Below are 25,066 nucleotides of genomic sequence, written 5' to 3' on the forward strand. Positions count from 1 at the left end.
GTCGACAGGATCGCCGCGTCCGACTCCAGGACCTGCGGAAGGATGGCCACCCGGAGCAGCCTGCGGTCCTCGTCGGGATCGACGACCGGATGCTCGGTCCAGTAGCTGGCCTTGTACCCGGGTGCTGGCGGGCGGATCGGCTCCATGACGTCATCCCAGGTAACCCGGGGCTTCGGGAAGTCGCCGAGGGGACCGTACCGGGCGAAGGTGCCCTTCGGCACCTCACCAACCTTGATCATCAGGTCGTCACCGATGTGGATGCCGTGCTTGCGCGCCAGTTCGACTGCCTGCGAGAGGGTCCGGGGACCGTCCGGGTTCGGCGGGAACGCCATCTCCAGGTCGCCCACCCTCGCGCGAAGCCAGGTGGTTTCGGCGGTACCGGCCAGCTGGATCCGTGGCCGGAGGCGGGCCGCGCCGGCTCCATGCAGCCGGCTGGCCCCTCGGTGGCGATCGCCAGCATCGCGGCGAAGCCGACCGAGGTCAGCAGGGCTTCCGCACCGGCCTGCGCGTCACCCTGGGCGATGCCCTCGGTGTACCCGCGATAGGCGGCGGCGGTCCGCTCCTCCGTGTCGAGCTTCGGCGGGCCGGGCAACCCGCCGACGGCCGCCCAGAACTTGTCCAAGGCACCCAGGCGCTTGGCCTCCTCCATCCCGAGATGCTCGGTCAGCAGCTCGAACCCGGACCGGATGTCGCGGAAGCCCTGCCCGAACGCGCGGCCCACCTGCAACCCTTCCAGGTACGCGGCCTCGGTCGAGCCGGGCACCGGCGGCGGAGGCGGCCGGACACCAGCGGCCGGCGCCGGAGTGTGCGAGCCGGCGCGCGGGTCCACCGCCTGGTGGCCGGTCGGGTCGCTGAGCCCGACGGGGTTGCCCCGGGCATAGGCGTACAGGTTCGGCCCGTCGACCAGGCCAGCCGGATCGGGGGCCGTCCACCGGGCCAGCCACGGCGCGTAGTACCGAGCGCCGTGGTAGTACAGCCCGGTCTCGCCGTCGCGTTCCTTGCCGGTGTACCGGTACCGCTTCGGCGCCTCGGTCTGGGCCCGCACCGCCTGGTACGCGGTGCTGCCGTACGGGTGGTACTCCTCGTAGGAAACGACCTGCGCCTGGGCGTCGAGCTCCAGGACGGCCGAGCCGAGCCGGTTGGTGTACTGGAACCGGGTCACCTGCGCGGCGCCGGGGTCAGTGCCGGCCGTGCGGGTCTCGATCATGGCCACGGTGCCGGTCCCGTCGGCCACGTGCAGAGTCTGGCGTTCCAGCGCCACGGTGACGCCGTCGATGGCGTACTCCCGGTGGATCTCGAAGCCGCCGAGGTAGCGGCGATCGGCGGCGCGAGTGGCCGGCGCGGCCGCGGTGCCGGAGCGGTCGGTGGACTTGCGCAGGCGCTCACCCCCGTCGCTGTACTGGTACCAGGTGGTCTCCGGTGTGCCGTCGACGACGACCTGCCGGGCAGTCGACCGCAACCGGTCGGCGTGGTCCCAGGTCAGCACCGACAGGTGCGGCATGCCCGTCATGTTGCCGTGCGCGTCGTAGCCGTACGACTCGGCCGGACCGTCGCCGACCCGCGCGCCGGTGAGCCGGTTGCCGGGGCCGTCGTAGGAGAACCGCCGGGTCCAGCCGGCACCCGCGCGCGTCGACTGGTGCACCAGCTCGACGACGTTGCCGACCTCGTCGTAGGCGTAGCGCTCGGTGTAGCGGGCCATCGCGGTCCCGTCGCCAGGGTGGGCCAGCCCGACGCGGGGCGCGTCGGTGGGGCCTGTGGGTGCGGGTGCGCCGGCCAGGTGTTCGCGCCCGGTGGCCTCGACGAGCCGGTACAGCGCGTCGTACGTGTACCCGGCCGACGGCTCGACGACCTGGTTGCCGAAGAAGACGGTCTGCTGCGCCTCGTCGCGGATCGACGTGACGTTGCCCGCCGGGTCGTAGGTGTAGCGCAGGTCCTGCAACGCTGTCGCGCCCCGGGTGGTGAGCTGGCGGCGCAACCGGAAGGTGTCCGGGTCGTACTCGTAGCTGGTGCGCACCCCGTTGCCGTGCTCCACTCGCCGGCGCTGCCCCTTGGCGTCGACCTCGACACCGGTGACGGCGTGCAGGTCGGCGGTGTCGGGCGTGAGCAGGCCCTCCGGCGCTGGCAGCGGCCGGCGGGACCATACGTCGATCCGGTCCAGCAGTCCGCCGTCGTCGTATCGGGGCTGGACGACGTCGGTCCGGGGATCCGGCCCGCCGGCGTCGTGCGGCGCGACCGCCTGCGTCGCCCGGCCGAGCGCGTCGTAGCGGGAGCTGGTGGTGAAGGTTTCGGCCTCCAGCGCGACCGGGCCGGACCAGTCCGGGGTGCCACGGTGATCAACGGCGAAGCGGCGGCTCGCGGTGAGCATGTTGCCTTTGACGTCGCGGCGCTCGACAGTGTGGACGCCGGCGCCGTCGAAGATCTGGTGGACCGCGCCCCGCAGGTTGCGGGCCTCGGCGTCGGGCAGGGCCTCGCCGTAGACCACCCGGCCGACGGTGACCGGGAGTCCACCGTCTGTGCTGAGCACCGTCGTGGTGGGCGGCGCAGCGCGTCGTAGTCGACGCCGTGCTGCTGGCCCCGGCTGTCGAAGGTATGGCAGGGCTGGCCGGCGATGTCGAGGACGATCCGGAGCCGGCCGGCGTCCATGAGGTCGTGGGCCAGTCGCCGGCCGAGCAGGTCGTGGTCGTAACGGGCGACCAGCCGCCCGAGCGGGTCGGTCACCCGCCGCGTCCGGCCCGCGATGTCGGGCTCGACCAGGCTCGTGAGGCGTTCGTCGACACCGTCGGCGGTGCGGTTGTGTGCGATGGTGGCGACCGGCCGGCCCAGGCTGTCGAGGTGGGTGACGGCCGGGGTCGCGGCGTGGCTCGCGGCCTTGGCGGCGGCGGCCTGTTCGAGCGGTCCGAGCGCCCCGCCCGCGCGGCGGTCGTACCACGTCGGCAGGTACTCGTCGGGGTCCAGGCGGCCGGTGAAGCCGGCCACGTCGGTGTCGGTGGCGGGATCGAGCAGGACGGTGTCGTTGCTGTCCCAGGACTCCTGCCGCCACGGGTCGAAGGTCGCCTTGACCCAGGTGTGGTCGGGAGCGAGGGTGGCGACGACCCGTCCGAGCGGATCGCGGCAGGCGACGCTGCTCACGCCGGCGGTCCGGGCGAACTCCAGCCTGTGCGTAGCGGTGAAGAACGGCTCGTAGCCGCGGACCGGCTGCCCCTTGTTGTCGCGGATGGTCCATCCGGTGCCGGTCCACCGGACCGGGACGGCGGGTCCGTCCGGGGTGAGCGGGCCGGCCGCGACGCGGGCCTTGTTCTGCATCGGCCGGCCCAGGCCGTCGCTGTACACCAGCTCGTGCTGGATCCGGCTGGACTGCCCCGGAGCCAGGTCCCCGACGTGGACCTCGCGGGCCATGGCGTGCGCCACCGGTCCCTGGGGCGTGTCGGTGTCACGGCTTCGCCAGTACGCGAAGATGTCGTAGACCACCCGGGTGGTGGCCGCGCCGAGCAACGCCTGCGCGGTGCCGAGCGGGTCGGCCAGGTCCGCGGCGATCTCGGCGTCGGTCAGGTCGGCGGTGAAGCCGTCCAGGCTGTCGCCGGGCTCCTGCCCGGGCTTGCCCAGGACGGCGGTGCCGACCACCATGCCCAGGGTGTCGAAGGCCGCCGCGACCCGGTTGCGGTTGGCGTCGGTGACCAGCCGTGGTTGTAGGACCCGGTAGTCGTGGCCGGCCGTCGTGCGGTTGCCCAGCGGATCCTGGATCTCCACTGGGAACAGGTCGTGTGCGTCGTAGGCGACGGTGGTGGGGTGCCCGAAAGCGTCGGTGAACCGGCGGGGCTGGAAGAAGTGCCGCCGCGCCTGCTCGTGCTCCTCTGCCGGCGCGGCCGGCTCGGCGGTGAAACTCACCTGCCCGGACGGGATCCACCAGTGCGGGTCGGCGTCGTGGACGTAGCCGGCGCCGGTGAGCATCTGGTCGGTCACCTGGGCACCGTGGACGGCCGCGACCATGCCTGCGGTCAGGGCCAGCTGTTGGCTGGTGTACGGGAGGGCCAACGACTCGACGACGCCCAGTGGCAGCGGCCCATTGAGGTCGTCACGCCGGTAGCGGACGCGGGTGTGGCTGAGCAGCCGCCGGTGCGGCGCGCCGGTCGGGTCGGCGTCGAGGTCTTCGGCGGGGACGTCGTGGGCGCCGTCGCCGGCGGCGTCGGCGAACGCGCCGATGCCGTCCACAGTGAACAGTGCGGCCGGGGATGCCGTGACGCCCAGGATCTCGTAGGCACGCGTCTCGGCCACCACCGGCGTCCGGTACGCGGCTCCCGCCGTGACGGCGTTGGTGTACCGCTGTTCGGACATGGTGATCCGGACGCGCCCCTGCTCGGCGCGGACCGCGGCGGGCAGGGCCGGGTCGGGGTGCGCCCGGCCGTAGGCGACGGCGACCGAGCGGAGCACGTTGCCGAAGTCGTCGACGTCCAGGACCGCGGTGTGGCTGATCCTCGGGTCCGCGACCTGGGCCCCGGCCACCTGGTAGCGGGTGCGCTCATGGTGCTCCTGCACGGATTCGCACGGGTGGACGGCGAACCCGGCGTGCGCGGTGCCCCGCCTCGGTTGCCGCAGCCGGACCGCGTAGCGCTGCTCGGACACCGTGTACGGCCGTGCCTGCCGGTCGGTGCCGTCGAGGGCGTAGACCTCCCGCCGCAGCACGGTGCCGGCCAGGGCACGGCACGCCTCGCGCTCCTCGTCGGCGGTCAGATTCGCCGGCAGGACGGTGTCGGCGAGGTCGGTCACGCGGGTGCCGGGTTCGCGGTGGTACTCGTCGGCGAACCGCATCGCGATTCGATGGTGACCGAGGTACGCCCCGGTGTGGTACCAGGTGCGCGTGAGCACCGGCGGCGCGCTGTGCACCTGTTCAGCGTCGAACGCTTCGGTGTCGAACTGTTCCACCATCCCGAAGCCGCGGAACTCGCGCTCGTAGCCGTCGAAGTGGCCGTGGTGGTAGGCGTACCGGCTGACGAACCGGCTTCGGCTGACGTGGTCGACGACCTCGACACGCTCCACCACGTGTACGGGGAACGGCAACCGGGTAGCCCACGGCCGCCCCGCCGCCCGGTCGGCCAGGAAGAACCTGGTGGACGGCGCGTACGTCAGGCGGGTCTCGGCGCCGAGGTTGTTGCGGGTGGTGTTGAGCAGGTAGGGCTTGGCGCCACCGGTCAGGTCCACGTAGCGGACCGGCCGCGCGGCGTCGCCCGGCGCCGTCGAAGACCAGACCAGGCAGGCGGTGCCGGTGCCGAGCAGGTCGGTCACCGTCACGGTGGTCTGCCCGTCCACCGGCGGCACGCTGGTCAGGCGGGTGGGTGCGGTGAAGCCGTTCCCGGCCTGGTTCCGCCAGATCCGGGGCCCGTCGCCGGCCAGGTAACACAGGTCGGTCGGGCCGGTGCCGTCGAAGTCGGCCAGCCGCAGGTGCGCCGGGTCGAAGGCGTCCGGGCGGTCGAAGCGCGGCGGCGCCGCCATGGTCACTTTGGGGCCGAACCGACCGTGGCCGAGGTTCGGCCAGTAGCAGACCTCGCCATCGCGCACGCGGACAAGGTCGGTCAGGCCGTCGCCGGACATGTCGGCCAGGTGCACGGTGTCGGTGCCGTCGGCGAACACCAGCCGGGGCCCCGGTCATCGTCGGGCGCGGTGGGCATCCGGCGGGGCGGGCCGAAGCCGCGCTCCCCTCCGACGGAAACCAGGTCAGCGCCTCGTCCTCGGTCAGCAGCAGGTCGGCGCGGCCGTCACCGTCGAGATCGACCAGCCGCGCGTTCGGGTCGTCGAAGTCCACAGTGGGCAGCTCGGCGAAGGGCGTGAACGGGGCCCACTGCCCGTCGTCGGTGCGCTCGTGGAACCCGGGCGTCGGGCCGCCGAAGTCAACGACGTCGAGCGAGCCGTCACCGTCGAGGTCGAGCAGCACCTGCCCGGCGCCCAGTGCCCGGCGGGCGGGAACGGTGGCGACGGGCTCGGCGGCGGCGAGCCGGCCGTCGCCGAGGTTGCGCTGGTAGTACCAGGTGCCGGCCTGTGCGGTGAGGGCCCCGGCCAATGCCTCTCCGTCGAGGTCGACGAAGTGGACGCCCGGACCGGGCAGGCCGGCGGGCAGACCCCCGCCGTCCGCGTCGAGGTCGGCCACCGCGTCGTGCGGGTCGGCCGGCTGGTAGCCGAACTCCGCCGGCGGCAGCGAGCGTTTGCGGTAGCCGGTGCCGGTACGCCGGTAGCGGCTGTGGGTGATGGCGGTGAGCAGGGTCGCGGTGGGATCGGGCGCGTAGGTCAGGTCGGTCGAGGCGACCAGGCAACCGGCGCCTACCTCCGCCTCGCCCGGGAAGTGGTGGAACATCAGGACCCGCCGGCACAGCCGGTAGGTGCGCAGCTCGAAGCCGGCGCGGTAGCTGGAGAACGGGTCGGGGCGGCTGGCCCAGGGACGGTCCTCCGCCGGGGTCGGCAGGTCGGGGTCGTGGTCGCCGTAGTCGAGGACCACCTCGAACATCCACAGTGGATCCGTCAGGTCCGGATCGACGAGGCGGGAGACGCGGTTGCCGTAGCGGATGCGTTTGAGGTACCGGTTGGCCGCCGTCCCGGCGGGCGTGCGGTGCCGCTCAGCGGTGTGGCCGGTGTCCACACCGGCCCGGTCCTCGGGCTTGTGGTCGAAGACCACCACGTTGCCGCGATCGTCGAACGTCGAGCAGACAAGCCAGGTGAGCACCCGCCGGGGATCCGCCGGATCGGCGATCCGGGCGGCGGCGGTGGCGCCGTAGACGGTGGTCACGTTGTCGCCGCCGGTGGTGCGCCAGTGAGTGGTGCCGTCCACCTTGTCGACCCAGCGTTCGATGCGCGCGAACGCCGCGTCCACCCGTGGACGGTAGCGGGTCACCAGGTGCCCGGGTTCTTCCATGACGACCGGCCGCCAGTCGTCGTCGGGGTCGAGCTCGGGGATCAGGTCCTCGCCGCCGAGGGTGAACACGTCGGTGTCGTCGTAGCGTGGCACGCCACGATCGGTGCGGCGGCTGACGGCGGGCATTGACAGCGCCCAGCCGAGGCCGTACGTGCCGTTGCCGTGCCCGGAGTCGTAGGACAGGGCCAGGCTTGGCCCGAAGCCGGCGCGGCCGGGGCTCACGGCCACCGGCACGGTCATCGCACCGGTGCCCCTCGCCGGGTTGACCTGGAACCTCTCGCCGATCCCCCGGATCGCACCGCCGCCCTTGGGCAGGGCGACGGCCGGTGCGGACCACCCGGGCGGGGCGCCACCGGCGCCGGTCGGTGCGGCCGTGGCATCTCGATCGGCGTTCACGCCGCACCTCCGGGACGCCGGTAGACGGTCCGGGCCGAGGCCAGGATCCGCCCCAGGAACGAGGTGGACTGGGCCAGGCCGCTCGCGAGTTCCTGCGGGGTCACGAAGAGCAGGTCCAGCCGCACGCCGACCATCCGCAACGCGCCGTGCAGGTCCCGGCCACGCAGCCACGGTGGGTCCTCGCTGGGACCAATCACCAGCAGGTCCAGGTCGCTGCCGGCGTGGGCGGTGCCCTTCGCGTACGAGCCGAAGACGTCGATGCGGTCGGGATCGCAGCCGGCGACGACGCGCTGCACCACGCGGTCCACGTCCGCCGCGCCGATCACGGGGTCACCTCGTATCGCAGGATCAGGACCAGGTCGTCGATGTCGCTCTCGTCGAGCGAGCGGAAGTCGGCGGTGCCGGCGCGGCGCAGTTTCACCGTCCACATCGGATACGGCTCGGTCGCCGGTGACCGCCCGAGCGGTGAGGCCGGGCTCAGCGCCGTGTTCAGGTGGTGGATGCCGTTGAGGGTCTGGTCGGCGAGCAGGGTCAGCGTCTGCGGCGCGGCGCCGGGTCGGGTCAGTACAAGTTCGTAGTTGCCCGGCTGGGCGAGCTTGGCCAGAACGTCCAGGCCGGTCACCTTGATATCCATGCCCCTGGTGAAGAGCGCGAAGTCGTCCGGCGGGGTGGGTAGTGCAAGCACCTGGTCCTGCCCGCCGACCGGATGCAGGAACTGCTGCCATGCCGCGCTGTGCTGGTGCCGCGCGCTGATCAGCCGGTAGAGGCCGGCGCGGTTCTCGGCCAGCGCGACCGTGTTCAGGTGCGTCCGCACGGCCTGCCGGGCCGGCTCGGCCAGCGTGGCCCCGCCGTCGCGGGCGGTGTAGCGCAGGTGCAGGACGACGTCGGTGATGGTGCGGTAGTCGAACGGCGCGTACACCGGGTTCAGCCGCAACTTCCAGGTGCTCACCGCACCGGCGCCTTCGAACGGCAGGTACCGCTCGTCGTCCATGCGGGCGTCGAAGAGGCCGCTGTCGTTCTGGCCGCTGCTGGTGACGATGGCCTGGACGCCGCCCAGGTCGTCGACGAAGCGCACGTCGTTGGCGTCGACCCGGCTGTACTGCGGCGACACATCGGTGGACACGCGGGTCTGGTTGGCCAGTAGCGTGAGCGTCGCCGGCACCGACCCGTACGGACCGACCACACACGGGATGCTCACCGACACGTTCCTCAGGCGCCGGTGGTAGTGGCCCGGGTTCTCCAGGTCGAAGAGCAGCTCCGGCAGCGTGATGGTGCAGGAGCCGGTCGTGCGCAACTGCATCAGCGCGTACGGGTCGAGGTTGAGCAGCGAGACGTGCTTGGTGAGTTCGAGCTCCCGGACGTTGTCGGTGAGGTAGGCCGCCTCCATCCGGCGCAGGTCGTAGAGGAGCCGGTCACCGGCGAGCAGGCCCTTGCGCAGGCTGTCCCAGTAGCCGAACTGGACGAACGACGAGTCGGGCAGGCCGAGCTCGTGGCGCATCCCGCGCTCGGCCCGCTTGGCCACGGTGTAAGCGAGCTGGTACGCCTGGAAGTACGTGGCACTGGTCTGCGCCAGCAGCCACTCGAACAGTTCCGCGTTGGTGTACCTGGACCGCAGGTACTCCTCCACGTGCTCGGCGTTGGCCACCACGGTCTCGTGGTTGGCCTGGTGCCTCAGTGCGATGTCCCGGCGGACCTCTGCGGCGGCCTGCTGGGTGGCGAGGTGGTCGAGCTCCTTGCCGGCCTGGTCGTGCAGGAAGCGCCACTCGTCCTTACGCCTGTGGTACTGGCCCATGGTCGCGCTCATCGCCGCGCCGGTCTGGAGCAGCGCCGCCGCGCCTCGGGCCGCCGTCGCGAACGCGGCCGTGGCCCGCCCGGCGTTCTCGCCGCCGAAGATGACCGTCGCCATGGGCGAGGCGATCCCGACCGCGCCGAACTGCACGCTGGGGATGAGGTGCGCCCCGCCGGACACCGCGTCGAGGACGATCGAGGCGCCCTGGGCGATGAGCGTGCCCACGTTGAGCGCCATCGCGACCGTCTCCCAGTCGTTCATCAGGTCGTCCTTGAGCCCGGCGTAGTACTCCTGCCGTGCCACGACCACCTCGCGGTTGCTGGCGAGGACGGCCAGTTGCTGGTCGGCCTCGTCGATGACGCGCTGCTGTACGCCTCGGACCTGGCGCGCAACGGTGGCCTCGCCGGTGGCCCGGAGCCGTTCGAGGCCGTCGGCGTCGCGGCGTTCGAGGTAGCCCAGCAACTCGGCGCCGAGCCCGCGCACCAGCTCCGCCAGCTCGATCGCCTCATGCAGGAGCACCCGGTACCGGTACGGCGGCAGGGCCGCACCGCTGTCGGTCGCCACGCTGCCCAGGTCGAGGCCCGCGGCGGCGGCCTGGACCAGCTGGCCCGGGTCCAGCTGCGGCGCGAACAGCGCGAGCTGCCGCTCCAGGCCCTGGATGTTGAGGCAGTGCCGCACCTTGAACAGCCGGTCGGCGACCAGGTCCCAGTAGCGCGGTAGCTCCTCGTTCTGCGGGATCGCGAAGTACCCTCCCCGGAACACCGGCAGCGGCGGCGCGCCCGCGGGCACCGTCACGCTGGTCGCCACCGGCGGCGCGATCAGGTTCTCCGCGGCGACGACCGCGTTGCTGAAGTCGTCGAGGCCGCCTTCGATCTCGGCGTAGGTGCGGGCCGGTTCGGCGTCGCGGCGCGGCACCGTCTGCGGCCTCGGTCCGAGCAGTTCGGCGGCCAGCACGTAGAGCTGGGTCGCCTCGTTGACCGATTCGAGGGTGTCCTGGCGGAACAGCTGATCGCCCCAGGCGATGAGGTTGTCGATGTAGGCCAGGACCGTCGCCTTCTGGTAGGCCACCGGCCGGAGGGTGGCGATGGCGTGCGGGTCAAACGGGTTGGCCCGCCACACCGCCACCTGCTTCTCGGCGGCCGGGTTGCCCTCGTGCACCAGCCGCATCAGCTCCTCGATGGTCTGGGCCGCGTAGTCGGCGCCGGTCATCGCGTTGAACGGCGCCGTTACCCAGTACCGGCGCGGCGCCGGCTCGTTGGTGGCGCTGGTGGGGTTGAAGATGTACTCGAACCACCGCTTCGCCTCGGCGAAACGCTGGTTGCGGGACAGCGCCTGGCCGATGGCGTACGGGGCGTGGAAGAACAGCTCCCAGTTGTAGATGGCGTAGCCGGCGTCAGGGTGGAAGTCGACACCCTCCTGCGGATACGGGGCACGGCCCGGTTCGGCGTGTAGTGCTGGATGAAGTTGAACCCGGTCGTGCCGGCCACGGCGGCGGGGTCGCGCTGGAGCTTGCGGTCGAACAGCGCGTCGAGCCCGCCTTCGCTGAGCTGCCGCAGGAACAGCGGCACGTAGGCGTGGTAGAACGGCGAGAAGACGTACAGCACGTAGTCGTAGGCGATGGCGCCGGACGAGGTGAACGGTGAGGTCGGCGCGCTGTACCAGTAGTCGATCATCGCGAAGAACTTCGGGATGACGAAGTACTGCCGGTTGGCGTCGGCGTGGAAGAACGGCAGGCCGAAGTCGGCTTGCGTCAGCTGGTGCGGCACGACGAGCCGGTACCGATCCGCCTTCTGCATCATCTGTATGTTCTGAAGCACGCCATGCTGGTCGTAGTTGACGATGTTCATCACGCTGACCTGCGGCCGGATACCCGAGGCGGAGGTGGTCACCGGCACCAGCGCCTGGCGCTGAAAGGTGCTGTTGGCCGGCCGCACGAGTTTCCCCAGGTACTGGCTGCCCGGCAGCTCGCCCATCCCGAGCGCCTCGTCGCTGGTCGAACCTTGGTTGAAGTAGATGAAGGACAGGACCTCGACCGGATGGTTCGGCCCGCCCAACACGAACCGGCCGATGTGGTCGAAGTTGGCGCTGTACCCGTAGTCGGTGAACACGTTGATGTGCAGCGCACCGTTTTGCTGCGCGGAACGCAGGCTCAGCCGTATTCGCGGCCCGGACGACGGATACTGTGCCAGCACCATCGGCTGCGACGCCGCCTCCGGTGGCAGCCACTTGTCGCCCTTGAACTCACTCCACCAGAGTGTGACCTCGGTGTGCTTGCTCGTCGCCGGTGGCGGCGCGTTGCTGGGCTGCATCGGCGTGGCCGGCTGGATGGCGTCGGCCTTGGTCGCGACGGTCGCCCAGAAGAGGTGCAGCCGGCCGCGCCAGACGACGGGCAGGATGTGGCCGCCGGTGACGTCGACGTCGATCTTGGTCCAGGCGGTCCAGCGGGACGCGTCGAGCCACATGCGGTGGTAGTAGGTGGCCGGATTCCCCGGCTTGCGGGCCACCACGTGCAGCCGGGTCGGCGAGCCGCTCTCGTGGTAGAGGCCGACGACGTCCAGGCGCGCGACGGCGTTGAGCTTGTCCAGGTACCCCCGGAACGCGTCCTCGGCGCTGTCGCGGGTGATGTCACCCTGGAACAAGTCCTGTTCCAGCTCGGCGTAGAACGGCGACTTCTCCTTGCGCAGGCCGGGTTCCAGCCAGTTCTCCGGGTGGAGGAACACCTTGCGGTTTGCCTCCCACACCCGGTAGCGGCTCATCCACTCCCACTGCCGCCAGTCGCCGTCGGCCTCGGCGTCGACCACGAGTCCCGGTTCGAGGTTGAGCAGGCACCGCTGGACGAACAGCTGCGCCGCGGCGGTGGCCTGCACGATGCGTGAGGTGGACCGGCAGGCGGCCACCTCGACGTCGATGAGGTAGCGGGCGTAGACGTCGTTGGCGTCGTGCCAGCGCCCCACCCCGCCGGAGGATGGGCCAGCAGGTGGGCGACCATGGCGTCCCGCTGCTGTTCGCGGAGCACGTCACGGACTGGCCTGGCCACGGTCGGCCACTGGCTCGCGGAGTACCGCGCCTTGACGCTCTGCCGGATCGCCTGAGCCTGCGCCGGCGTCACGGTCGCACCGATCCAACCGCTCACGTTGGCGTCGACGCCGAGGCGGTCCAGCAACGCGAACGCGGGCACCAGCCGGGCCAGCGCAGTCTCGGTCCGGTGGTCCTCCGGGTAGGCGAGGTCGAGTAGCCCCCGGTCGCCCGCGTTGGCCGGATCCCCCATCAGGGCGCGCAGGCTCTGCGCCGGCCAGCCGGTCCGATCGATCAGGGCCTGGGTGTACTCGGCTTTGCTCGCGCCGGTACGCGCCAGGTCCATCAGCGCCGTGAAGGGTGCGCCGCCCGCCCCGATCGCCGGGCGCACCGCCACCGCGTCCGCCAACCTGGCCCACCCGGCGTAGCGACCTTCCGGAGCGGTCGGGGTGACGGGCAGGGCGGTCGGGTCCAGCCAGCCGGCCGGCACGCCGAACGAGCGCAGCCACGACGTCTCTCCCGCCGACAGCCCGAAGCCGGCCAGCACCCGGGCGGCCTTGGCCAGCCGCAGATACACGCCGAAGTACGGGCCGAACGCGGGCTCGTCCCGCCCCACCGGGGTGTCCCTGCGGGCCGGGTCCCGGGCGATGCCGGGGAGCTTGAGGAAGTCGTCGACCATCGGCTGCGCCTTGTTCACGAACGACCGCATCCAGTCCGACACCAGCTCCGCCACCACGGAGGTGGGGATGCCGAGCGCGTCGGCGAGCTCCTGGGTCACCGCCGCCGTGCCCAGAGTGCGCCGGTCGTGGTCGGACAGCCGGGCCAGCACGAACCCGTGACGTGGACCGCCGGCCGGCAACGCGGCCGACCCGACCAGGGCCGCCTGCGCGGACGGCACGTCGCCGTACGCGCCGAGCTTGGCCCCGACGAGCGTCCTCTGGTCCTCGACGGTGAGGGTGGAGTTCCCGGACAGCACCGCCATCACCGCGTCGACATCGGTGGCGGCCAGGCGACCGGCCAGCCGCCGGCGGACCAGGCCGCCGGTCGGGTCGGGGGCCGGGGCGTGCTCGGCGTAGACGGTCGCCAGCCGGTCGCGCACCGAGCGCAGAAGCGTGCCCACGACAACGTCGTCGGGCAGCAACCCGCTCGCCTGGTCGACCCGGTGACGGAACAGGAAGTCCAGCTCGGCGACCGAGAACCGGCTGGCGCGGATCCGATCGACCTCGGCACAGAAGCGGTCCACGGCCTCGGGCGCGGTAGCCGGGAACGGATCGGCCGATTCGACCAACCCGCGCACGGCCAGCAGATCACGCACCGGCAGGTCCAACCCGCGGGCGAGGACCGCGGCCCGGTACAACAGGGTCAGGTTGGCCAGGTTCAGCTTGCCGTCGGTGAGCTGCCCGATCGCCAGCAGCACGTCGTCGTCGCCGAACTCCAGGGCGGCCACCAGTGCCGGGCGGTGGTCGGCCAGCTGCTGGCCGGCGGCGGCGATCTCGGTGCGGGCGGCGTTCAGCGCGAAGGCGGGGTCTGGCGGGTTGAGCACGGCCAGGTTGGCGAACAGGTCGGTGTACAGGCTGCGGCGTGGCCGGTCCTCGCCGGGCAGCGGAGGCACGTCGCGGGTGTCCAGCCGGCCGAACAACGCCAGCGCCGAACGCACCGGGACGGCGAACCGGCGGGCGGCCTTGTGCACGGCCCACAGCTGGCGGAGCAGCTCGGTGTTGAGCCGCCCCAAGCCTTCCGGCTTGGCGGCCTGCAACAGCGCCACGGCGGCGTCGAGGTCGTAGACGTCCCACCCGAGCCGCCGCCACAGCCGGACGAACCGGTGAATGCGGTCCAGGACGTTGGCGGTCAGCCCGGTCAGCCGCATCGTTGCCAGGTCGTACGGGGCGTCCGGATTCTCGGTGAGCACCACCGTGCCAGTCGGGTTGACGAACGTCGTGTTGAGCACCCGGGCCAGCTCGACGTACGTCAGGTCCGCGCGGTTGAGCATGATCCGGACGCGGCTCAGCACGTCGATCCAGGTGCCGGTGACGGTGATGCTCGGGTCGACAGGGTCGGGCACGGTGTTCCCGGTCTCGGCCAGTCCCCAGTACTCCCAGGACTTGCGGGCGGCCACTGACGGGCCTGCCGTGACGATGTCGGCCTCCAGCGCGGACATGCCCAGGCCCTCGACGGCGAGCGCGACCGACGCGGCCGAGCCGGGCTGGGCCGGTGGCCGGAACGTGTGCAGCAGCTGCACCCGGCTGGTGTCGAGCATCCCCAGATAGGCGCGGGACTCAGCCAGTGGCAGATCGAACGGCAGCCGCCACGGGAACACCGCGGACGCCAGCTTCGCGTAGGCGGCGTTGTTGGTGTACTCCGGTTGCGCGCCCAACTCCTCGGCGGTCAACGTGGTCTGCCGTTGCCGCGCGGCGGCGGCGGGGTTGGCCGGCGGCGCGACGGCGTCTTCAAGGATCTCGTTGACCAGGTCCAGCTGCGGCATCAGCGTGGTGCTGTTGGCGCAGCTCAGCTCGATCTGCGCGAGGTCAGGACGGCGGTACAGCAGGAGGTTCTTGAAATCGACGCCGCCCACGTGGCGCTGGGACAGGAAGTGCAGCAGGTCGGTGAAGTAGGCGGCCGGGCTGAGCACCGAGCGGCAGTGCGGGCTGGTGCTCCGGTCCAGCGACCCGAACAGGCTCTGGAGGTTGGGGAAGTCGGCCAGGTTTGACACGCCACTGTGGACGGTCTCGCCCGGCGTCGGGCCCAGGGCGGCCGGATTGGCCCCGGCCAGCTCGACGTTGAGGTTCATCGCCAGGGACAGCGCCGTGGCGTAGCTCTGCTCGGCCCGCGCGAAGACCCGGGCCGCCTGCACCGGGCCGACGTCCGCGTGGCTGGCGTACTTGCGCAGAAACGCCGAGCGGCCCATGGCGTACACGTGCTGGGCCGAGTGCAGCTTGTCGGCCAGCAGCGGGCGGGCGACGGCGTACCGGCCGGCCACCTTGGCCATCCGCTGGCTCAGCAGCAAGGACTCACGCAGGGCGGGGCGGTCGGCCGGTTTGGCGGCTGCCGGGTTGTCCTTGAGGTAGCGGTCGACGTCGGTCCGGCGCAGGTCGAACGCCGGCTGGCCGTCCAGGAACACGGTGACGGCAGCCTTGGCCGGCACCGGGCTCGCCTGGTCGTCGGCCAGCCGGGCCGAAAACGCGGCGGTCGGGTGGTGCCGCTCGAAGCCACGTTCGAGCAACTGGGCGTACGCGTCCAGGGCGGTTTCCCCGTTGGCGGCGGTGAAGTTCGGGGGCACGCCGATCGGTGGCCCTTCGCTGGTGTCGGTGAGCACCACCCGCCACTGGGTGGCGCTCAACCGGGCCAGGTCGCGGGTGTGCGTCCGCGTGCCCGCCTGGCGGGCAGCAAGCAACCGCTTGAGCAGCGGGAGATGTCCCCGACCCACCTGCGCGACGGTCATGGTGAAGCGCAACGTCTCCACCTCCGGCACCGTGTAGCCGGGTTGCTTCGCCAGTTCCTCCCAGAACGCCGGACCGGGAGTGCGCGAGGCGCGCAGGTCGGCCACGAACCGCTCCTGCTTGGCGGTCGGCACACCCGCGGCGTCCAGCACCTGGCCGACCGGCGTCTTGTAGGTGCCGACCGGCGCCGCGAGTGCGGCGTGCTTGGCCTGGGCGTGGAGGTTGGCCAGGTCGTCCTTGGCGCGCTTGGCGTAGCCCGGCGACACCACGCCGGCGGCCACCGCGGCGTCGACGGCCTGTAGGCGCACTTCGGGATCGGCGGCGAAGACCGCCGACAGCAGGCGGTCGCCGTTGACCGTCAGGTCCACCCCGGCGGTGGTGTCGGCCAGCGCCGAAGTCTCGGCGTCGGCCGGCACGCCCTGCCGGAACAAGGCGTAGAACAGGTCGCCGGGCAAGCCGGTCCGGCCGGCGAGCCGCGCCGCGATCGAGTGGAACGCGACGTGCGCCTTGTCGGTGCCGGTGGCCTCGGCCAGGTAGGTGAGGTCGCGGTGCTCGCCGCTCTCGACGATCTCCTCAGGACGCAGCGTCCCGAGCAGCCGCGCCACGGCCTCGCTCACGCGTGCGTGCTCGGCTGGGCCCACCCGGTCGGCTCCGCCCAGCGCCAGCGTCTCCTCCAGCAGCGGCGGCACATTGTGCCGCACCGGCGAGCGGAACACCAGCGCACCCGTGGCATCGACCACGTCGAGTTGCAGGTCCACGCCGCTCGTTCCGGCCTTGGGTGCGCTCGGGTCGACCGGCGTCGGATAGACGATCGAGTAGCGGCCGTCGGCGTCGGTGCCGCTCCGAGCCAGTTCGACGGCGTCCCGTAAGGTGCGTCGGCGCGCCACCACGGTGACCCCGGCCAGGGGAAACCCGTCGGCGTCGTAGACCGTCCCCTCGACCAGCGACTCCCCCGGTCCTGGGGCCGCGGCCTTGGGCCGGTCGCGGAGCCGCTCCACCGCCGCCGAGGCCAGCTCTACCGTGGTCCGGTCCGGCTCGCCGGTCGGTGGCAGACCCAGCAGCAGCTGTACCCGGATCAGCGCCGCCCGGGTCGACGGTCCGACCTCGGCGGCGTCCCGCTCGGCCTCGTCGAACTCAATGCCGATCGCCTCCAGTGCCCGGTGCACGACGACCACGTCCGCGACCGGCGCCTGCCCATCCGGTGGCACTGGCGCGCCCCCACCGTCGCCGGTCGAGGCGTCGCGGTCCCTCGGACCAATGCCAGGTGGCTGCATCGTTCAGGCTCCTGTCCGTGCCGTCCGGCGGGCGCACTCCGGCCCCCTTTTCTCAGGACCAGCCAACGCCCCTCGGCCGTCACGGAAATCGGCAGCGCGTACCCATCTTTCGCCTCCCACTGCCCACGTTTCGGAACGCAATCTTGGCGAGTTCGAGGTCAGGCGGGACCGTGGCTCGGACGAAAGCGGCGCCGGTGCCCCGGCTGGGGACCGCGTGAAGGGTCAATGGCGCGCTTGCTGGCCGATCGCGTCAACTCACGCATGCCGCCAGTCAGGATGCCCATCCTGTACTCCGGCGTGCTCGAACTCCTCCTACGCTCCGCAACGCTCGCGTCCGACATCCACCACCAGGGGGACCCATGCGCAAATTCCCGCGGATCTGGAAGTTGATCGTCACCATCCTCGTCCTCACCCCGACCGCCCTCGTCGCCGCCAGCACCCCGGCGCACGCGATCGACATCGTCACCTGGGGCACGAACGCTTCCGCGTACCGCGGCATGACCGGCGACGTCACCGTCATCTGCCCGGCGGCTGGCTCCGTCTACGCCACCACCGGCACGTTCACCTACACCGACAGCTCGTCGATCTGCAGCGCGGCGGCCCACGCCGGCGTCATCACCGTCGCCACCGGCGGCTTCGTCACGATCACCCCGAACGCCGGCACCGCGTTCTACTACGGCACGACCCGCAACGGCGTGACCACCAGCTCGTACGGCTACTCGTACCCAGGATTCACGATCGTCGACGGCACCACCGACCCGGGCGGGATCGGCTGGAACCGCGGCGCGTCCGAGTTCCGCGGCAGGGGCGGGACGTTCACGTTCATCTGCCCGGCCGGCGGCTCCTACTACGCCACCGACGGCACCTTCACCTACACCGACAGCTCGTCGATCTGCACCGCCGCAGCCCACGCCGGCGTCATCACCGCCGCCTCCGGCGGGCAGGTCACGATCACCCCCACGACCGGCACCGCCTTCTACTACGGCACGACCCGCAACGGCGTGACCACCAACTCGTACGGCTACTCGTACCCAGGATTCACGATCCTCGGCGGCACCACCGACCCGGGCGGGATCGGCTGGAACCGCGGCGCGTCCGAGTTCCGCGGCAGGGGCGGGACGTTCACGTTCATCTGCCCGGCCGGCGGGTCCTCCTACGCCACCACCGGCACCTTCACCTACACCGACGGTTCGTCGATCTGCACCGCCGCGGCCCACGCCGGCGTCATCACGATCGCCACCGGCGGCCCGGTGACCATCACGCCGGACGCCGGCACCGCGTTCTACTACGGCACGACCCGCAACGGCGTGACCACCAACTCGTACGGCTACTCCGCCCCCGGATTCACCGTCGCCGGCGGCACCACCGCTCCCGGCGCGATCGGCTGGAACCGCGGCGCGTCCGAGTTCCGCAGCCGCACCGGGCCCTTCACGTTCATCTGCCCGGCCGGCGGCTCCTTCTACGCCACCACCGGCACCTTCACCTACAGCGACGACTCGTCGATCTGCACCGCCGCCGTCCACGCCGGCGTCATCACCGTCGCCGCCGGCGGCCCGGTCACGATCACCCCGACCGCCGGCACGGCGTTCTACATCGGAACGACCCGCAACGGCGCCACGACGAACTCGTACGGATACTCGTACCCCGGATACACGTTCGCCGGCGGCACCACCGCCCCCGGCGGGATCGGCTGGAACCGCACCGCCGCCGAGTTGCGCGGCAGGGCCGGGAGCTTCACGTTCATCTGCCCGGCCGGCGGCTCCTTCTACGCGGTCACGGGCACCGGCACCTACGCCGACAGCTCGTCGATCTGCACCGCCGCCGTCCACGCCGGCGTCATCACCAGGGCGGCCGGTGGCACCGTCACCGTCACCCCCAACAGCGGCACCGCGTCCTACGCCGGCACCACCGCGAACGGCGTGACGACCAGCTCCTACGGGTACTCGTACCCGGGCTTCACGGTCAGCTGACCCACCGCCGGTCCCGTACGGGACCAGCGCGAGTAACGCGACGGCGGCCCGCCGCTACACAGGTTTGCGTAGCGCCGGGCCGTCGGCGAGCGGACGCCTGACGCATATCCCGGCGCGTGCCCCGGCATTGACGTCCCCGATCGTGGCGGTAAGGATCTGACCCGACGCTGGCGCTTGTCGGCCGGAGGAGGGGGATGTCCAAGCCGCTGCTGTCCGTGCCGCCCCAGCGGACACCGGAGTTGGGCCCGGACACCTTGATCGCCTGCGAGAGCCTGGTCCGGATCTACCAGACCGGATCGGTCGAGGTGCAGGCGCTGCAAGGTCTCGACCTGGTCGTCGACCGCGGCGAGATGATCGCCGTCGTTGGCGCCTCCGGTTCGGGCAAGTCGACGTTACTGTCCATCCTCGCCGGGATCGACGCCCCCACCGCCGGCCGGGCGCGCGTCGACCGGTGGAACCTGCTAGCGATGTCCCGGGCCGACCGCGTGCACTACCGGCGGCACACCGTCGGGTTCGTCCGGCAGCAGACGGCGAGCAACCTCGTGCCCTACCTGACCGCGCGCCAGATGGTCGACCTGCCGATGACGGCGGCCCGCACACCGGCCCGGGACCGCCGCGCGCGCGCCGCCGAGCTGCTGGACGCGCTCGGCGTCGCGGACTGCGGCGACCGGCGGCCGGCCCAGCTGTCCGGCGGCGAGCAGATGCGGGTCGCCATCGCGGTGGCGCTCGCCAACCAGCCGCGGGTCCTGTTCGCCGACGAGCCCACCGGCGAGCTGGACGCGGCCACCTCCGCCGAGGTCTTCCAGGCACTGCGGCACGTCAACCGGCAGTTCGGCGTCACCGTCGTCGTTGTGACCCATGACCCAGAGGTGAGCGGCCAGGTGGAACGGACGGTGGCGATCCGGGACGGCCGTACCAGCAGCGAGGTGCTGCGCCGCACCGCCACCGGCGCCGACGGCGGCACGCACGTGATCGCGGAGGAGTACGCCGTGATGGACCGGGCCGGGCGGGTCCAGGTGCCGCGCGACTACCGCGAAGCGCTGGCGCTGACCAGGCGGGTCCGGCTCGCGTTGGAGGCCGACCGGGTCGAGATCCGCCCGGACGTCGGCGGCGACGCGTGAGCGGCGACCTGGCCGGCGGGCCGCTTGTCACCGTGCGCGGCGTCCACCGGAGTTTCGGCTCCGGACCGACTGCGGTCCACGCCCTTCGGGATGTGTCCTTCGACGTCACCGCCGGCACCATGGTCGCGCTGGTCGGCCGGTCCGGCTCGGGCAAGACGACGCTGCTCAACATCGTCGGCGGGCTGGATCACCCGGATGCCGGCACAGTCGTCGTCGACGGCGCCGAGGTCACGGGGCTCGACGACGACGGCCTGTCCCAGTTGCGGCGTGCGAAGGTCGCCTACGTGTTCCAGACGTTCGGGTTGATCCCGGTGATGACCGCCGCCGAGAACGTCGGCGTTCCCCTCCGGCTGGCCCGCATGCCGACCGCGGAGCGCGAGCGGCGGGTGGAGCTGTTGCTCGAGCTGGTCGGCCTGGCCGACCACGGCGAGCAGCGCCCGGCCGAGCTGTCCGGCGGCCAGCAGCAGCGGGTGGCGATCGCCCGAGCGCTGGCGGCCTCGCCACGGCTGGTGATAGCCGACGAGCCGACGGGGCAATTGGACGCAGAGACCGGCCTGTCGGTGATGGCGCTGCTGCGCGGGGTGGTGGAGTCCGAGGGCGTGACGGTGCTGGTCTCCACGCACGACCCGGTGATGATGGCGCTGGCCGACCGGGTGATGCGGATGCACGACGGGCAGGTCGACCCTTGACCGCCGCTCGGTGTGCCCCGTGCTGAGGTTGCTCGCCCGCCGCACTCGCGCGCAGTGGCCGCTGCTCGCCGCCCTCCTCGCGATCGTCACGATCGGCGCCACGCTGCTGGGCACCTGCGCCCTCCTCGTCACCCGCACCGCAACACAGGCGCTGGAGGTCGTCGCCGCCCGCGCCGACGCCGACGACGTCAAGGCCACCGCGTACACCGTCGCCGTCCGCAGCTCCGACGGGCGGTCGGTGGCAGCCGACACGCGCGACGTGCTTACCTCGGCGCTCGCGCCCTTTCCCACCACGACCACCACGCGCGCGTCGTCCGTGATGCGCTCGCTGCCGATCGGCCCCGAGGTGGGCGGGATGCCGGCCGAGACGTACCTGTCCGGCTTGGACGACCTGCCGGCCCGCGCCCTGCTGGCCGCCGGACGGTGGCCGCGGGCCACGACCGACCCCGCGGCGGCGCCGGAGGCCGTCGTGCTCGAGTCCACCGCGCGGATGCTCAAACTCTCCCCCGGCAGCCGGGTCCACCTCGGCGAAGAGCGCTCCCTCGAGCCAGGCCGGGCCTTGGACGTCACCGTCGTCGGCGTCGCGCGCCCGCTTCCGGGTACCGGCTGGGACCGCGACCCGCTCGCCGGCGCCGGCTACGACCTCGCGTACCAGGACGGCCGGAGCACGGTCCACGCGTACGGGCCGTTCCTCGTCGACCTCGCCGACCTGTACGCCAGCGACTCGGTCCTCGGCCGGCTGGAGGTCACCGCCCGTCCCGACCTGTCCCACCCCGAGCGCCGCGACCTGGACGCCGTCACCCGAAACGTGGCCGACGCCGACCGCCGGCTGGAACGGGCCCTCGCCGACCGGGTACGGATCCAGCGCGTCGAGTCCCGGCTCCCGCTGACCCTGGACCACGCCCGCCAGCAGCAGCAGGTCACGGCCGCCGCGGTCCTCGCCGTCGCCGTCCTCGGCTGTGTCCTGGCCGCGACCGCCCTCGCGCTGGCCGGGCGGCTCACCGCCGGCGTGCGGACGGCGGAGAGCACCCTGCTGTCCGCCCTGGGCGTCGGCCGCGGCCAGTTCGCCGCCGCCGCGACCGTCGAGGGTAGTGCGCTCGCCGTGCTCGCCGGGGCCATCGCGATACCCGCGTCGTCCGCGTCGCACGCTGGCCTGACCCACCTGCCGCCGCTGTCCGGGGCCGGGCTCGCCGTCGGTCCGGGCGTCAACGGCGCGCAGGTGCTCGCGGTCGCCGCCGGTGCGGTGGCGCTCGCCGCGGTGCTCGTCGTCCTCGCGATCCGGCGCGCACCCGACGGCGGCGAACGCCACCACCGCCGCGAACTGCTGGCCCGGTCCGGTGCCGACCTGCTGCTCGTGGCGCTCGCCGCCATCGGCTGGTGGCAGATGGACGCCCAGCCCACCGGCTCCGGCGCCCGCGCCGACGCGGTCCGCGTGCTCGCCCCCGCGCTGGTGCTCACCGCCGGTGCCGCGCTGGCGCTGCGGGTGGCCCCGCACGCGCTGCGCGGCGTCGACCGGCTGGCCCGCAAGGCCCGCGGGCTGGCGTTTCCGCTGGCCGCGATCGAAGCCGCCCGCCGCTCCCACGCAATGGCCGCCGGCCTGCTGATCGGCCTGGCCTGCGCGGCGGGCACGTTCGGGATCGCCCTCAACGCCACCTGGGAACGCTCGCAGCGCGACCAGGCCGACCTGTCGGTCGGCACCGATCTCACCCTCACCCTGGCCGCGGCGCCCCGCGCCGCGGACGGTGCGGCTGTCACCGCGGCGACCGGGGGCACCGCGAGCCCGGCCGTCGACCGCGGCATCGCCGTCGGGCAGTGGATCGGCAGCGCGGGCGAACCGCCGCGGCTGGTCGCGGTCGACACCACCCGCGCCGGAGCCCTGCTACGCGGCCGGCTGGACGGCGACCGCACCTGGGCCGATGTCGGCGCCGCCCTCGCACCACCGGCCCCGGCGGCGGGCGTCCCCGTGCCGGCCGGTGCGCCGCTCGCGATCACCGGTACGGCGACCGGCGGTACGCCGCTGGCCGTGACACCCAGGCTGCTGCTGCAGGACGCCACCGGCCTGCGCACCGCCTGCAACGGGGAGACGATCCCCCTTGACGGCAGGACGTACCGGCTGCCGGACTGCGCGCCCGTCGACGGCCTGCGGCTGGTCGCCGTCGTCCTGCCGGTCGCCGGCCTGCCCGGCGCCGCCGGCGGCGACATCGCCGTCACGCTCACCGTGCCCGGCGCCGCGCCCGCGTCCCCCTGGACCGCCACCTCGGCACCACCCGAACCCGGACAGATCGCCCGTCCCGCCGTCGCCGTCACCGGCACCTCCGCCGGCACCCGGCTGACGATGACGGCGACGGTGCAGCTCACCGGCCCTGAGGTCGCCGCCCGCACGCTCGTCGCGAGCGCCTTCCCCGACCCCGGACCGGTGCCCGTCGCCGTCTCCACCCGCTTCGCCGACGAGCTCAATGTCCACAAAGGATCCGAGCTCAGCCTCTCCATCGGCACGACGCCCGTCACGATCGAGGTCGCCGAGATCCTGCCCACCGTGCCGGGCGCCCCGGGCGCGGCCGCGATCCTGGCCGACGTGGACACCCTGTCCCGCGCGCTCGCCGTCACCGGGAATCTCGAGTTCCCGATGGACGCCTGGTGGGTCGGGAAGCCGGCCCGTGCCGACGCGGCGGCACGCGCCGCGGACCTGTACCTCGGTGCCGTCAGCACCCGCGCCGCAGAGGCCGCCCGCCTCGCCGGCAGCCCGCCAAGCGCTGGGCTGCCGGCCGCGCTGCGGCTGCTCGTCCCCGCCGCGACACTGCTGCTCTTCGCCGGCGTCGTCCTCCACGTGACCTTCGACCTGCGGGTCCGCGCCGTCGAGGTAGCACGGTTGCGGGGCCTCGGGATGTACCGCCGGGAGATCCGCGCCGTCCTGCTCGGCCAGCACGCTGGGATCCTGCTCCCGCTGCTGATGGCCGGTGCGGTCGTCGGCGCCCTCGCCACCCACCTCGTGGCGCCCCTGATGGTCCGCTCCGACACCGGCGCCGCGCCGGTCCCGGCGGTCGTATCCACCTGGCCGTGGGCCGCCGAGGCCGCACTGCTGGCCGTGCTGCTGGCCGGGTGCGTGCTCGCCGCCACCGTCGTGGTGGTGGCGCAGGCCAACCGCGCCGACGCGGCGCACCTGCGGGTGACGTCATGATCCGTCTCGGCGTACCACGCCTGCCCGCGATCCACTGGCCCAGCGTCCGCGGCCGGGGCCGCGCCGATGCCGGCCCGCTGGCACTGGTCGCCGCCGTCGTGGTGGTCGTCACGCTGCTCGCCGGCGCCGCCCCACCGCTGCTGCGGGCCGCGGCCGACGACGCGGTACAGGACGCGGCCCGTACCGCCGGCCGGAACGCCGACGTCACGGCCCACGCCCGCTGGCCGTACGACGACGCGCCCGGCGGCGGCCGGGCCCGCACTCCCCACCTCGCCGCCGACATCGAGGACTTCCGCGACCAGGCCGTGGGGGCGCTCGACCCGGGGCTGCGCGCCGTGCTCGGCCCGCCGGTCGCCATGGTCACCAGCCCCACCCTCAAGGTCACCGATGGCAGCCTGCTGCGTACCTTCCAGCTCGCGTACCTCCTCGACGAGCGCGGGGCCTACAGCGACACGCAGGTCTCCTGGATCGCGGGCGGCCCACCGGCGCCCGCCGTGCCATCCGACGACGCCAGCGTCACCGCCCCCTACGACGGGCCGCCCTGGCCGGTGCAGGTCGGACTCTCCGAAGCGGACGCCGCCGCCCTCGACCTCGGCCCCGGTGACCGCATCCCGCTCGCCGACCAGTACCGGCGGGTCAAGAACGTCGTCGTCAGCGGCATCTTCCGGGCGACGGACAGCAACGACCCCACCTGGCGGCTCGCCCCTGGCTGCTGCAACCGGCGGCCGGCGCGGACGGCGTGGGCACCACCCGGCTCGGCGGCCTGCTCTCCCCGGACTCGCTGCCCGACGCGCGGCTCGCCTTCGACCAGGACGAGCTCGATCGCGCCGTACGCTTCACCCCCGACCCGGACGCGCTCGGCTCGGACACCTCCGAGGCGATCGCGGCGGCCCTCGTCACCCTCAAGGCGACCTCCGGCTCCTCCAACGTCGGCGACACGACACTGAAGTGGGAGACGCAGCTCGACCTGGTACTCCGCGATGTCCAGACCCGGATCAACGCGGCGTCCGCGCAGGCGTCCGTGCTGCTGATCGGCGTCCTGGCCGGCGCCGTGCTGATCCTGCTGCTGGCCGCGGACCTGCTGGCCCGCCGCCGTGCCCAGGCGCTGACCGCCGCCCGGCAGCGCGGGGCCGGACTGCCCGACCTCGCCGCCGAGCTGCTCATCGAGTCCGCGGCCGTCACGGTGGCGGCCGCCGCGGCCGGGCTCGCGCTGGCCCGCATGGCCACCCCCGGCGTCTCCTTGTGGTGGACGATCCCGGTCGCCCTCGCCGCCATCGCCGCGGGACCAGGCTTAGGCAC

The 25,066-nt window shown here is 72.9% G+C and carries 10 protein-coding genes and 2 pseudogenes; 5 read left to right on the forward strand and 7 right to left on the reverse strand.

The window, feature by feature from the left end; translation table 11 throughout:
• Positions 1–238 precede the first annotated feature (238 nt).
• The 7 genes and pseudogenes from Pflav_RS46030 to Pflav_RS48050 all read right to left on the reverse strand — a co-directional run.
• Entirely contained in the window at positions 239–1,510 is a 1,272-nt protein-coding gene (locus Pflav_RS46030; protein WP_332107882.1) for an RHS repeat-associated core domain-containing protein, read from the reverse strand.
• Positions 1,507–5,304, reverse strand: a complete 3,798-nt coding sequence (locus Pflav_RS22265) for a toxin TcdB middle/N-terminal domain-containing protein (RefSeq protein WP_173037905.1) — start codon at positions 5,302–5,304, stop codon at positions 1,507–1,509. Before Pflav_RS22265 ends, Pflav_RS46030 begins: the two co-directional genes overlap by 4 nt.
• A 1,036-nt stretch (positions 5,305–6,340) precedes the next feature.
• A pseudogene (locus Pflav_RS46035) lies at positions 6,341–7,294 on the reverse strand (SpvB/TcaC N-terminal domain-containing protein); the annotation flags it as partial.
• Positions 7,291–7,620, reverse strand: a complete 330-nt coding sequence (locus Pflav_RS22270; RefSeq protein ID WP_173037907.1) for a nucleotidyltransferase domain-containing protein — start codon at positions 7,618–7,620, stop codon at positions 7,291–7,293. The pseudogene Pflav_RS46035 and the gene Pflav_RS22270, both read right to left, overlap by 4 nt.
• Positions 7,617–10,292 carry a Tc toxin subunit A-related protein gene (locus tag Pflav_RS22275; RefSeq protein ID WP_173037909.1) on the reverse strand — a complete coding sequence of 892 codons (2,676 nt, stop codon included), beginning with the start codon at positions 10,290–10,292 and terminating at the stop codon, positions 7,617–7,619. Before Pflav_RS22275 ends, Pflav_RS22270 begins: the two co-directional genes overlap by 4 nt.
• A gap of 17 nt (positions 10,293–10,309) precedes the next feature.
• A complete protein-coding gene (locus Pflav_RS46040) occupies positions 10,310–12,037 on the reverse strand; it encodes a neuraminidase-like domain-containing protein (RefSeq protein WP_332107786.1) in 1,728 nt (575 codons plus the stop codon).
• A gap of 2,357 nt (positions 12,038–14,394) precedes the next feature.
• Positions 14,395–16,809: pseudogene (locus Pflav_RS48050) on the reverse strand (peptidoglycan-binding protein); the annotation flags it as partial.
• A gap of 359 nt (positions 16,810–17,168) precedes the next feature.
• On the opposite strand from Pflav_RS48050, the gene Pflav_RS22285 reads away from it, so the two are divergent.
• From Pflav_RS22285 to Pflav_RS48055, 5 genes are all read left to right on the forward strand, one after another.
• Complete coding sequence (locus Pflav_RS22285) at positions 17,169–18,779, forward strand: LCCL domain-containing protein (protein WP_173037912.1); 1,611 nt, start codon at positions 17,169–17,171, stop codon at positions 18,777–18,779.
• A 194-nt stretch (positions 18,780–18,973) separates the two neighbouring features.
• A complete protein-coding gene (locus tag Pflav_RS22290; protein WP_173037914.1) occupies positions 18,974–19,900 on the forward strand; it encodes an ABC transporter ATP-binding protein in 927 nt (308 codons plus the stop codon).
• Positions 19,897–20,589: an ABC transporter ATP-binding protein gene (locus tag Pflav_RS22295; RefSeq protein ID WP_232071753.1), complete on the forward strand. Its 693-nt coding sequence runs from the start codon at positions 19,897–19,899 to the stop codon at positions 20,587–20,589. The genes Pflav_RS22290 and Pflav_RS22295 overlap by 4 nt, the downstream gene beginning before the upstream one ends.
• A gap of 19 nt (positions 20,590–20,608) precedes the next feature.
• Positions 20,609–23,767: an FtsX-like permease family protein gene (locus tag Pflav_RS22300; RefSeq protein WP_173037916.1), complete on the forward strand. Its 3,159-nt coding sequence runs from the start codon at positions 20,609–20,611 to the stop codon at positions 23,765–23,767.
• Positions 23,764–24,714, forward strand: a complete 951-nt coding sequence (locus tag Pflav_RS48055) for a hypothetical protein (protein ID WP_332107787.1) — start codon at positions 23,764–23,766, stop codon at positions 24,712–24,714. The genes Pflav_RS22300 and Pflav_RS48055 overlap by 4 nt, the downstream gene beginning before the upstream one ends.
• Positions 24,715–25,066: the final 352 nt, after the last annotated feature.

Source organism: Phytohabitans flavus, assembly GCF_011764545.1.
Classification (GTDB): Bacteria; Actinomycetota; Actinomycetes; order Mycobacteriales; family Micromonosporaceae; genus Phytohabitans; species Phytohabitans flavus.

Bases quoted from the DNA above. Each gene is read 5' to 3' on its own strand.
- Pflav_RS46030 (WP_332107882.1), bottom strand. From the start codon at position 1,510: ATGACGGGCATGCCGCACCTGTCGGTGCTGACCTGGGACCACGCCGAC.
- Pflav_RS22275 (WP_173037909.1), bottom strand. From the start codon at position 10,292: ATGACCGGCGCCGACTACGCGGCCCAGACCATCGAGGAGCTGATGCGG.
- Pflav_RS22285 (WP_173037912.1), top strand. From the start codon at position 17,169: ATGCGCAAATTCCCGCGGATCTGGAAGTTGATCGTCACCATCCTCGTC.
- Pflav_RS22290 (WP_173037914.1), top strand. From the start codon at position 18,974: ATGTCCAAGCCGCTGCTGTCCGTGCCGCCCCAGCGGACACCGGAGTTG.
- Pflav_RS48055 (WP_332107787.1), top strand. From the start codon at position 23,764: ATGATCCGTCTCGGCGTACCACGCCTGCCCGCGATCCACTGGCCCAGC.